Annotated in this window: 8 protein-coding genes and 1 pseudogene; 8 read left to right on the top strand and 1 reads right to left on the bottom strand. The window is 62.6% G+C overall.

What is annotated here, in order from left to right; translation table 11 throughout:
• Positions 1-97: 97 nt before the first annotated feature.
• Complete coding sequence (locus tag RGM2987_RS12720; protein WP_245141535.1) at positions 98-2005, bottom strand: sigma-54-dependent Fis family transcriptional regulator; 1908 nt, start codon at positions 2003-2005, stop codon at positions 98-100.
• A gap of 527 nt (positions 2006-2532) precedes the next feature.
• On the opposite strand from RGM2987_RS12720, the gene RGM2987_RS12715 reads away from it, so the two are divergent.
• The 8 genes and pseudogenes from RGM2987_RS12715 to RGM2987_RS12680 all read left to right on the top strand — a co-directional run bounded on the left by RGM2987_RS12715 (position 2533) and on the right by RGM2987_RS12680 (position 10645).
• Positions 2533-4053: an aldehyde dehydrogenase family protein gene (locus tag RGM2987_RS12715; RefSeq protein ID WP_245141532.1), complete on the top strand. Its 1521-nt coding sequence runs from the start codon at positions 2533-2535 to the stop codon at positions 4051-4053.
• 242 nt (positions 4054-4295) lie between these two features.
• Positions 4296-5666, top strand: a complete 1371-nt coding sequence (gene eat, locus RGM2987_RS12710) for an ethanolamine permease (RefSeq protein WP_245141530.1) — start codon at positions 4296-4298, stop codon at positions 5664-5666.
• A 51-nt stretch (positions 5667-5717) separates the two neighbouring features.
• A pseudogene (locus RGM2987_RS27585) lies at positions 5718-5807 on the top strand (metal ABC transporter ATP-binding protein); the annotation flags it as partial.
• A 63-nt stretch (positions 5808-5870) separates the two neighbouring features.
• Positions 5871-7265 (top strand): ethanolamine ammonia-lyase subunit EutB, encoded by a 1395-nt coding sequence (locus RGM2987_RS12700; protein WP_245141528.1) that lies wholly within the window; start codon positions 5871-5873, stop codon positions 7263-7265.
• Positions 7266-7292: 27 nt separating this feature from the next.
• A complete protein-coding gene (gene eutC, locus RGM2987_RS12695; protein WP_245141525.1) occupies positions 7293-8117 on the top strand; it encodes an ethanolamine ammonia-lyase subunit EutC in 825 nt (274 codons plus the stop codon).
• 107 nt (positions 8118-8224) lie between these two features.
• Complete coding sequence (locus RGM2987_RS12690) at positions 8225-8686, top strand: GNAT family N-acetyltransferase (RefSeq protein ID WP_245141522.1); 462 nt, start codon at positions 8225-8227, stop codon at positions 8684-8686.
• Between the two features lie 482 nt (positions 8687-9168).
• Positions 9169-9816: a DedA family protein gene (locus RGM2987_RS12685; protein WP_245141520.1), complete on the top strand. Its 648-nt coding sequence runs from the start codon at positions 9169-9171 to the stop codon at positions 9814-9816.
• A gap of 7 nt (positions 9817-9823) precedes the next feature.
• The gene (locus tag RGM2987_RS12680) at positions 9824-10645 is read left to right on the top strand and encodes a zinc-dependent peptidase (RefSeq protein WP_245141518.1); all 822 of its coding nucleotides are present in this window, start codon (positions 9824-9826) and stop codon (positions 10643-10645) included.
• Positions 10646-10731 lie beyond the last annotated feature (86 nt).

Below are 10731 nucleotides of genomic sequence, written 5' to 3'. Positions count from 1 at the left end.
AGCGGTGGGTCATTCAACAGATGCGTCGTCTGACACACCGCTTTCGCGAGCAAGCCCGCTCCCACAGGGGGATTTTCGGTGGCCGTGGGATCGGTGATTAGCGAGCAATCGCATGCTTGCGCAGCTTTCTATACAGCGTGTTACGGCTGATCCCCAACTGCTCCGCGGTGTTGGTCATATGCCAGCGCGTCTGCTCCAACGCATTGAGCAGCGTCAGCCGCTCGGCATTTTCCAGCGGATGCTCGGGTGGCGGGGTTTCCTGCACCTGCGGCCGCGCCTGCCGGATCATTGCCGGCAGATCCTCCACCCCAACCCGTCCGTCCTCACACAACGCGGCCAGGGTGCGCAGCACATTGCGCAGTTGCCGCACGTTACCCGGCCAGTCGAAGGCCAGCAGGGCCTGGCGCGCCGGTTCGTCAAGGGTCACGGTTTCGGTGCCGCTCTCTTCGGCCAGCAGAAAGTCCAGCAACTGAGATCGGTCACTGCGCTCGCGCAATGCCGGCAGGGCGATTTCCAGGCCGTTGAGCCGGTAATACAGGTCTTCACGAAAGCTGCCGTCCTGCACTCGTTCAAGTAGCTGACGGTGGGTAGCGCTGATGATGCGCACGTTGACCGCCTCGGGCTCGCCGCCGATGGGCACCACTTGGCGGTCTTCCAGCACCCGCAGCAAACGGGTCTGCAAGGCCAGGGGCATGTCGCCGATCTCATCGAGGAACAGCGTGCCGCCATCGGCCTGTTGCAGCTTGCCGCGCATGCCTTCCTTGCGGGCGCCGGTGAAGCTGCCGCCGCGATAGCCGAACAGCTCGCTCTCGATCAGGCTCTCCGGGATGGCCGCGCAGTTCAGGGCCACGAAGTGCTTGCCGGCGCGCTGGCTGGCCTGATGCACGGCTTTGGCGAAGGCTTCCTTGCCGGAGCCGGTTTCGCCGTGGATCAACAACGTGACATCGCGCTCGAACACCCGCAGGGCCTTGCGAAAATGCTCCTGCAACGCTGTGTCCCCCAGGCAGATGCCCGGCAGTCGCGCAGGCTCCGTGACCTTGAGCGCCGGCATGAGCGGGACCGGGACGCTGCGCGGCTGCCCACGAACCAGGGCGAACAGGTTCCGCCCGTCACGGGTGCGCAGCGGCCAACTGGCGCTGGCCTGGGCACTGGCGCGCCCCAGCAGTTCGTCCAGCGTACAGTCGAAAAAGGCTTCCACCGGCTGGCCCAGCAAGCCACCGCGAATGTGCCCGAGCAGATTCAGCGCGCTCTGGTTGACGGCACTGATTCGCCCTTCACCGTCGAACGCCAGCAGCCCTTCGCTGAACAAGCCCACGGACTCGGCTTGCAGGTGAAAGCGCAACAACCATTGATTGTCGAAACAGCGCAGGAAATAGCAGCTCTCGATCATCTTCGCCGAGAGATTGACCAGGGCCATGGTGTGGAACTGGCTCTGGCGCGACACATCGGGCCGGGCCGAGGACACATCGAGCACCGCCAGCAGTTCGCCATGGGGATCGAACACCGGGCTCGCCGAGCAGGTCAGGCCGGTGTGGCGGCCGCGAAAGTGTTCTTCCTGGTGGATGGTCAGGGCCTGGCGCTCCACCAGGCAGGTGCCGATGCCGTTGGTGCCTTCGCAGGCTTCGCTCCAGTCGGCGCCGAGCCAGAGGCCGGCACGCTCGAAAATCTTGCGTTCGCTGGGGGCGGTGACGCAATTGAGGATCACGCCCCGGGCATCGGTGAGCAGCACCGCGTGGCCGGCACCGGAGAGTTGTTGGTGCAGGCTGTTCATTTCATTGCCGGCAATGTGCAGGACCTGTTGCAGACGCTCGCGGCTTTCCAGCACCCGGCCGTGCTCCAGCACCGTCGGCGCCAGGTTCTGCGCCGGGTCCAGGTGATAGTCCTCCAGGCAACGCAGCCAGGAACGGGCAATCGACGGATCGCTGCCGGGGCCTTGCAGATGCGCCTTGCCCTGGGTGACCGTCAGGACCTGCTGGGCGTGGCGACTCAAATGGTTGCTGTGCATTTTTTATTATTCTCCCCGAAGGATGCAGCTTCACTGGAGCGACGGTACAACTGTGGCGAACACCGAACCTGTGGCGAGGGAGCTTGCTCCCGCTCGACTGCGCAGCAGTCGCATCCGGTTTGATGTGAAAGCTTTTGGGGCTGCTTCGCCCGAGGCGTCGGACCGTCCCAGCGGGAGCAAGCTCCCTCGCCACAAAAGCTCGCCCGTCATAAAAGCTTGCTGACCAGAAAAGCTTGGTCGCCACAAAACCTTGTTGGCCACATCAGTGTCGTTGCCCAGCATCCTCCAGCCCAACCCGCAATGCAATGCTGGCGCGACCGGTCAGTCAGCCGCTGTCTCACGGATGGCACAAACTGTCACCCACCTTGTATCGCAATCGTCACGCAGTGCTTCCGTTTATCCGACGGATTACTCCTAAAGTCTTGATTTACGGGCCCTGCAAGGCACTGGCCCAACCTTTGCTCTAGGCTTGATACCAGCGCGAAGGCGCGGCTCCCTAATAAGCACAAAAGCCAAGGAGACTCATCATGCGTTACGCTCACCCAGGTACCGAAGGCGCTATCGTTTCGTTCAAGAGCAAATACGGTAACTACATCGGCGGCGAGTTCGTCGCGCCGGTCAAAGGTCAGTACTTCACCAATACGTCCCCGGTGAACGGCCAACCCATTGCCGAATTCCCGCGCTCCACGGCCGAAGACATCGACAAAGCCCTGGACGCCGCCCACGCTGCCGCCGACGCCTGGGGCGCCACCTCGGCCCAGGCCCGTTCGCTGATCCTGCTGAAAATCGCCGACCGCATCGAGCAGAACCTCGAAACCCTGGCGATCACCGAATCCTGGGACAACGGCAAGGCCGTGCGCGAAACCCTCAACGCCGATATCCCCCTGGCCGCCGACCACTTCCGCTACTTCGCCGGTTGCCTGCGGGCCCAGGAAGGCAGCGCCGCCGAGATCGACGGCAACACCGTGGCCTATCACATCCATGAACCGCTGGGCGTGGTCGGGCAGATCATCCCGTGGAACTTCCCGCTGCTGATGGCCGCCTGGAAACTCGCCCCGGCCCTGGCCGCCGGCAACTGCGTGGTGCTCAAGCCCGCCGAGCAAACCCCGCTGGGCATCTGCGTGCTCATGGAGCTGATCGGCGACCTGCTGCCGCCGGGCGTACTCAACGTGGTGCAAGGTTTCGGCAAAGAAGCCGGCGAAGCCCTCGCCACCAGCAAGCGCATCGCCAAGATCGCCTTCACCGGCTCGACGCCGGTCGGTTCGCACATCATGAAATGCGCGGCCGAGAACATCATCCCGTCCACCGTGGAACTGGGCGGCAAGTCGCCGAACATCTTCTTCGAAGACATCATGCAGGCCGAGCCAAGCTTCATCGAAAAAGCCGCCGAAGGCCTGGTGCTGGCGTTCTTCAACCAGGGCGAAGTCTGCACCTGCCCGTCCCGCGCCCTGGTGCAGGAGTCGATCTACGACGAATTCATGCAAGTGGTCATGAAAAAGATCGAGCAGATCAAGCGCGGCGACCCGCTGGACACCGACACCATGGTCGGCGCCCAGGCATCCGAGCAGCAATTCGACAAGATCCTTTCGTACCTGGAAATCGCCAAGGGCGAAGGCGCGCAGCTGCTGACCGGCGGCGCGGTGGAAAAACTCGAGGGCAACCTGGCCAGCGGTTATTACATTCAGCCAACCCTGCTCAAGGGCACCAACAAAATGCGCGTGTTCCAGGAAGAAATCTTCGGTCCGGTGGTGAGCATCACCACCTTCAAGGACGAAGCCGAAGCCCTGGCAATCGCCAACGACACCGAGTTCGGCCTCGGCGCCGGCCTCTGGACCCGCGACATCAACCGCGCCTACCGCATGGGCCGGGCCATCAAGGCCGGTCGCGTATGGACCAACTGCTACCACCTCTATCCGGCTCATGCCGCGTTCGGTGGCTACAAGAAGTCCGGCGTTGGCCGCGAAACCCACAAGATGATGCTCGATCATTATCAGCAGACCAAGAACTTGCTGGTGAGCTACGACATTAATCCGTTGGGGTTCTTCTAAGCCCCCTCTGGAGCGATGCAGGTAGGTCCTGCGTCGCTTCTTAAATAGTCTTCGCGAGCAAGCCCGCTCCCACAGGGGATTTGCGTCGGCTCACAGTCCCCTGTGGGAGCGGGCTTGCTCGCGATTGCGACCTCCATGACACACAAAACCAATGCCCCACAGCCCTGGCATAACCCTTGCGTGCCCGCTCCACACCCCAACCACCGAAAGTCCACCAAAGATCAAAAACCAAGAGAGGACTTATGACAACTACCAACCAACTCAAACCCACACTCGGCACCCTGCATTTATGGGGCATTGCCGTCGGCTTGGTGATTTCCGGCGAGTACTTCGGCTGGAGTTACGGCTGGGGCACGGCAGGGACGCTGGGCTTTCTCGTCACCGCGCTCATGGTGGCGTTGATGTACACCTGTTTCATCTTCAGCTTCACCGAGCTGACCACCGCGATTCCCCACGCCGGCGGGCCGTTCGCCTACAGCCGACGGGCGTTTGGTGAGAAAGGCGGGTTGATCGCCGGGATCGCCACCTTGATCGAGTTCGTCTTCGCGCCCCCGGCCATCGCCATGGCCATCGGCGCCTACCTCAACGTGCAGTTCCCGGACCTGGACCCGAAAGTGGCGGCGGTTGGCGCCTACTTCGTGTTCATGACCCTGAACATCCTCGGCGTCAGCATCGCCGCGGCGTTCGAGCTGGTGGTCACGGTGCTGGCGGTCGCCGAGTTGCTGGTGTTCATGGGCGTGGTCGCGCCGGGCTTCAGTTTCAGCAACTTCGTGCTCAACGGCTGGTCTGGTGCAAATGAGTTCAGCCTCGCCTCAATTCCGGGCATTTTCGCGGCAATTCCCTTCGCGATCTGGTTCTTCCTCGCCATCGAGGGCGCAGCCATGGCCGCCGAAGAAGCCAAGGACCCGAAACGCACGATTCCCCGGGCGTATGTCAGCGGGATCCTGACCCTGGTGTTCCTGGCCATCGGCGTGATGATCATGGCCGGCGGCGTGGGCGACTGGCGACAACTGTCGAACATCAACGACCCGCTGCCCCAGGCGATGAAAGCGGTGGTCGGCAACAATTCGACCTGGATGCACATGCTGGTGTGGATCGGCCTGTTCGGCCTGGTGGCGAGTTTCCACGGGATCATCCTCGGCTACTCGCGGCAGTTCTTCGCCCTGGCCCGGGCCGGTTATCTGCCCCGCGGCCTGGCGAAACTGTCACGTTTCCAGACCCCGCACCGGGCGATCCTGGCTGGCGGCGTGATCGGCATCGCGGCGATCTACAGCGACGGCCTGGTCAACCTGCAAGGCATGAGCCTGACGGCGGCGATGATCACCATGTCGGTGTTCGGCGCCATCGTGATGTACATCATCAGCATGCTCAGCCTGTTCCGCCTGCGTAAGGTCGAACCGAACCTGGAACGCACCTTCCGCGCCCCGGGCTACCCCATCGTGCCGGGCATCGCGCTGTTCCTGGCGGTGGTGTGCCTGATCGCCATGGCCTGGTTCAACACCCTGATCGGGCTGGTGTTCCTCGCGTTCATGATCGTCGGCTACCTGTACTTCCAACTGACCGCCAAACAACGCTCCAGCGCCCCGGCGGACGCTATGCTTACTGGGGTTTGAAGCAGAACCCGTGGGGGAGCTGAGTTCTCTATTTGAAAACCCAGTCCCCCTGTGGGAGCGGGCTTGCTCGCGAATGCAGTGGGTCAGTCGATGCATCTGTTGAATGACACACCGCATTCGCGAGCAAGCCCGCTCCCACAGGGTTTAGTGCAGGCTCCAGTGTTGTATTTGTATTCATTATAAGAACCAGGAGGACACCGCCCCATGGCCGCATTCGTCCATTCCGTCGGCGCCCAGACCTATCGCTTCGACTGCCTCAAAGACCTGATGGCCAAGGCCAGCCCGGCGCGCTCCGGGGATTTTCTCGCTGGGGTCGCTGCCCTCAACGACGGCGAGCGCGTGGCCGCGCAAATGGCGCTGGCCGACCTGCCCCTCAGCCATTTCCTGCAAGAAATGGTGATTGCCTACGAGACCGACGAAGTCACCCGGCTGATCGTCGACACTCACGACAAACAAGCCTTCGCCACCGTCAGCCACCTCACTGTCGGCGGCTTTCGCGATTGGCTGCTCAGCGACGCCGCCGATGAACAGAGCCTGCGCGCCCTCGCGCCGGGCTTGACGCCGGAAATGGTCGCTGCGGTGTCGAAGATCATGCGTGTGCAGGACCTGGTGCTGGTGGCGCAGAAAATCCGCGTCGTCACCAAATTCCGCGGCACCCTCGGCCTGCGCGGGCGGCTGTCCACGCGCCTGCAACCCAACCACCCCACCGACGAACCGGCCGGAATCGCCGCAAGCATTCTCGACGGCCTGCTCTACGGCAACGGCGACGCCATGATCGGCATCAACCCGGCCACCGACAGCACAGCCTCGATCTGCGCCATGCTGGAAATGCTCGACGCCATCATCCAGCGCTACGACATCCCGACCCAGGGCTGCGTGCTGACCCACGTCACCACCTCCATCGAAGCGGCGAACCGTGGCGTGCCGCTGGACCTGGTGTTCCAGTCCATCGCCGGCACCGAAGCGGCCAACGCCAGTTTCGGCATCAACCTGAACATATTGAAAGAAGGCTACGACGCCGGGCTGAGCCTGAATCGCGGCACCCTGGGCAACAACCTGATGTATTTCGAGACCGGCCAGGGCAGCGCGCTGTCAGCCAACGCCCATCACGGCGTCGATCAACAGACCTGCGAAACCCGGGCCTACGCCGTGGCGCGACATTTCAACCCGTTTTTGGTGAACACGGTTGTAGGATTCATCGGCCCGGAATACCTGTACAACGGCAAACAGATCATCCGCGCCGGCCTCGAAGACCACTTCTGCGGCAAGCTTCTGGGCGTGCCGATGGGCTGCGACATCTGCTACACCAACCACGCCGAAGCCGACCAGGACGACATGGACACCCTGCTGACCCTGCTGGGCGTGGCCGGGATCAACTTCATCATGGGCATTCCCGGCTCCGACGACATCATGCTCAACTACCAGACCACCTCGTTCCACGACGCGCTCTATGCGCGCCAAACCCTGGGCCTGAAACCGGCGCCGGAGTTCGAGCAGTGGCTGGCAAGCATGGGCATCTTCACCCAGGCCGATGGCCGGGTGCGATTCGGCGACAACCTGCCGCCGGCGTTTCGTCATGCCTTAGCTCACTTGGGATAAGCCGCACTTGGGATGAGTAACCTGCCAATGGATAAACAACCTGTCGACTCGCAAAACCCCTGGCTGGAACTGCGCCGCCTGACCCCGGCGCGCATCGCCCTGGGCCGCACCGGCACCAGCCTGCCGACCCAGGCGCAACTGGACTTCCAGTACGCCCACGCCCAGGCCCGCGATGCGGTGCACCTGGCGTTCGATCACCAAGGCCTTCGGGCGCAGCTGAGCGAACGTGGCCGCGAAAGCCTGCTGCTCCACAGCGCCGCCAGCGACCGCCACAGCTACCTGCAACGCCCGGACCTCGGGCGGCGTCTGGATGAGGCTTCGGTGAAAGTGCTGGACGATTACGCAGCAGCCCATCCCGGCGGCATGGATTTGGCGATTGTGGTGGCCGACGGCCTTTCGGCACTGGCGGTGCATCGTCACACCCTGCCGTTCCTGGCGCGCCTGGAAGAACAGATCGCCGCGGATGGCTGGTCGGTTTCCCCGGTGATCCTGGTGGAACAAGGCCGGGTCGCGGTGGCCGATGAAGTAGCGCAGCGGCTCGGCGCAAAAATGTCAGTGATCCTGATCGGCGAACGCCCCGGCCTCAGCTCGCCCGACAGCCTGGGCCTGTATTTCACCTACAACCCCAAGGTCGGCCTGACCGACGCCTATCGCAATTGCATCTCCAACGTCCGGCTCGAAGGCTTGAGCTACGGCATGGCGGCCCATCGCTTGGTGTACCTGATGCGCGAGGCCTGTCGCCGACAGCTTTCGGGGGTCAATCTGAAGGACGAAGCCCAGGTCCACACTCTAGAGTCGGAAAACCCTGCCGATATGAAAGGTAATTTCCTACTGATGCCGCCCCCAGGCTGATCCGTATGTCCGATTGCGTTTTTGATCCGCTTTCAGGCAGCATCAAAAGCACGGCAGAGCGCCGTTGTTGTCAGACTCTGTGTCGAACTTTGTAAACGAGACCTGCCATGCGGATTATCCACGCGACACTGGAACACCTGGACCTGCTGACCCCCTTGTTCGTCAAATACCGGGAATTCTATGGCTCGCTGCCATACCCGGATTCGTCCCGGGCCTTTTTGGAAAAGCGCCTGCGCCGCAAAGAATCGGTGATCTACCTGGCCCTGCCCGATGACGACGACAGCAAACTGCTGGGCTTCTGCCAGCTCTACCCAAGCTTCTCGTCGCTGTCGCTCAAGCGCGTGTGGATCCTCAACGACATCTACGTCGCCGAAGACGCCCGCCGCCAACTGGTGGCCGACCACCTGATCCGCACCGCAAAGAAAATGGCCAAGGAAACCCACGCCGTGCGCATGCGCGTCTCCACCAGCAGCCACAACAAAGTGGCGCAGAAAACCTACGAGTCGATTGGTTTCAAGGAAGACACCGAGTTCAAGAACTACGTACTGCCGATCAGCGACGAGTTCTGAAAAACACTCCCAACTCCTTGTGGCGAGGGGATTCATCCCCGCCGGGGCTGCAAAGCAGCCCCCCAAACAAACCCACTGACACGCCACCCTGGGCAGTACAGCCCCAAAAAAGCCCACTCACACCCCACCTTGGGCAGCACAGCCTCCAACAAACCCACTGACACACCACCCCGTGGCGAGGGAGCTTGCTCCCGCTGGGACGGTCCGACGCCTCGGGCGCAGCAGCCCCAACCCCTGACCACGCGGTACATCAGACACACCCAAATGGGAGTGCTCCGCACTCCAGCGGGAGCAAGCTCCCTCGCCACAAGGGTCTTTCATCGCCTGGAAATCCCCAGCTACAAACTCAACACGCCCATCACAATCCACCCCGTATAATCCCGATCTTCCCGGCTTGTAAGAAAAAGCTACAAACCCCGTAGCCCAACGCCAAAGCCCGAACCACCCGCCTGCCGAGTCGGGCCACCACCAAGGTGCATTACATGGATTTCAACCCCCTCGACCTCATCCTGCATCTCGACGTGTACCTCGACATGCTGGTGACCAACTATGGCACCTGGGTCTACGCCATCCTGTTCCTGGTGATCTTCTGTGAAACCGGCCTGGTGGTGATGCCCTTCCTGCCCGGCGACTCGCTGCTGTTCATCGCTGGTGCCGTCGCCGCCGGTGGCGCCATGGACCCGGTCCTGCTGGCCGGCCTGCTGATGCTCGCGGCGATCCTCGGCGACAGCACCAACTACCTCATCGGCCGCACCGCCGGCGAAAAACTGTTCAGCAACCCGAACTCGAAAATCTTCCGCCGCGACTACCTGCAGCAAACCCACGACTTCTACGACAAGCACGGCGGCAAGACCGTAACCCTGGCGCGCTTCCTGCCGATCATCCGCACCTTCGCCCCCTTCGTCGCCGGCGTCGGCAAGATGAACTACCTGCGGTTCCTCGGCTTCAGCGTCCTTGGCACCGTCCTCTGGGTCGGCGGCCTGGTCACCCTCGGCTACTTCTTCGGCAACGTGCCGTTCATCAAGCAAAACCTGTCGTTGCTGGTGGTGGGCATCATCCTGCTATCGCTGCTGCCGATGATCATCAGTCTGGTGCGCAGCAAAATGAGCCAGCGCGCCTCGAAGGCCTGATCGCCCCATGTGGTCCCTGAGCAACTGGCGCCGCCGACGCACCCTCGCCAAACACCCCGTTGCCGAAGACACCTGGCAACGGGTGCGCCACCGACTGAGCTTCCTCGACGGCATCAGCCCCGCCGAAGACCAATGGCTGCGCGAAGCCTGCGTGCTGTTCCTGCACGATAAGCACCTGACGGCCCTGCCCGGCGTCGAACTGCACCAGGAACACCGCCTGCTGCTCGCCGCCCAGGCCCAACTGCCGCTGATGCACCTGGGCGAACTGAACTGGTACCAGGGCTTCCACGAAATCGTCCTCTACCCCGATGACTTCCTCAGCCCCCAGCGCCACCGCGACGCCAGTGGCATCGAGCACGAATGGGACGGCGAACACAGCGGCGAAGCCTGGCCCCAGGGCCCGATCATCCTGGCCTGGGACGGCGTAATGGCCAGCGGCGGCTGGGAAGGCTACAACCTGGTGATCCACGAACTGGCGCACAAACTCGACATGCTCAACGGCGACGCCAACGGTCTGCCGCCGCTGCACGCCGACATGCGCGTCCAGGACTGGGCCGACGCCATGCAACAGGCCTACGACGACCTCAACCGCCAACTGGACCACGACCCGGACGCCGAAACCCTCATCGACCCCTACGCCGCGGAAAACCCCGCCGAGTTCTTCGCCGTCACCAGCGAATACTTCTTCAGCGCCCCGGACCTGCTGCACCAGGCCTATCCGAAGGTCTACTCGCAGCTTCAAGCCTTCTACCGTCAGGATCCGTTGGCCCGGCTGCGGCAACTTCAAGCCGAAGATCCGGTCTATCAGGCGTCGTCCCAAGGTCTCTAGGCTTTGTACGTAAAGTCGCCGAGCAGCGATCAGGCAAGGCGAAAACAGGCGAGGAAGCGGAGTTGACTGGTTGTCAATGAGCATTC

The sequence above is a fragment of the Pseudomonas sp. RGM2987 genome, from assembly GCF_022952855.1.
GTDB lineage: Bacteria > Pseudomonadota > Gammaproteobacteria > Pseudomonadales > Pseudomonadaceae > Aquipseudomonas.
The sequence above is the reverse complement of the archived record's forward strand: the minus strand, read 5'-3'. Positions and strand labels throughout refer to the sequence as shown.

Excerpts from the sequence above, each read along its gene's own strand:
- RGM2987_RS12720 (WP_245141535.1), bottom strand. The coding sequence starts at position 2,005 with ATGCACAGCAACCATTTGAGTCGCCACGCCCAGCAGGTCCTGACGGTC.
- eutC (WP_245141525.1), top strand. The coding sequence starts at position 7,293 with ATGGATAAACAACCTGTCGACTCGCAAAACCCCTGGCTGGAACTGCGC.
- RGM2987_RS12715 (WP_245141532.1), top strand. The coding sequence starts at position 2,533 with ATGCGTTACGCTCACCCAGGTACCGAAGGCGCTATCGTTTCGTTCAAG.
- RGM2987_RS12685 (WP_245141520.1), top strand. The coding sequence starts at position 9,169 with ATGGATTTCAACCCCCTCGACCTCATCCTGCATCTCGACGTGTACCTC.
- RGM2987_RS12700 (WP_245141528.1), top strand. The coding sequence starts at position 5,871 with ATGGCCGCATTCGTCCATTCCGTCGGCGCCCAGACCTATCGCTTCGAC.
- RGM2987_RS12680 (WP_245141518.1), top strand. The coding sequence starts at position 9,824 with ATGTGGTCCCTGAGCAACTGGCGCCGCCGACGCACCCTCGCCAAACAC.
- eat (WP_245141530.1), top strand. The coding sequence starts at position 4,296 with ATGACAACTACCAACCAACTCAAACCCACACTCGGCACCCTGCATTTA.
- RGM2987_RS12690 (WP_245141522.1), top strand. The coding sequence starts at position 8,225 with ATGCGGATTATCCACGCGACACTGGAACACCTGGACCTGCTGACCCCC.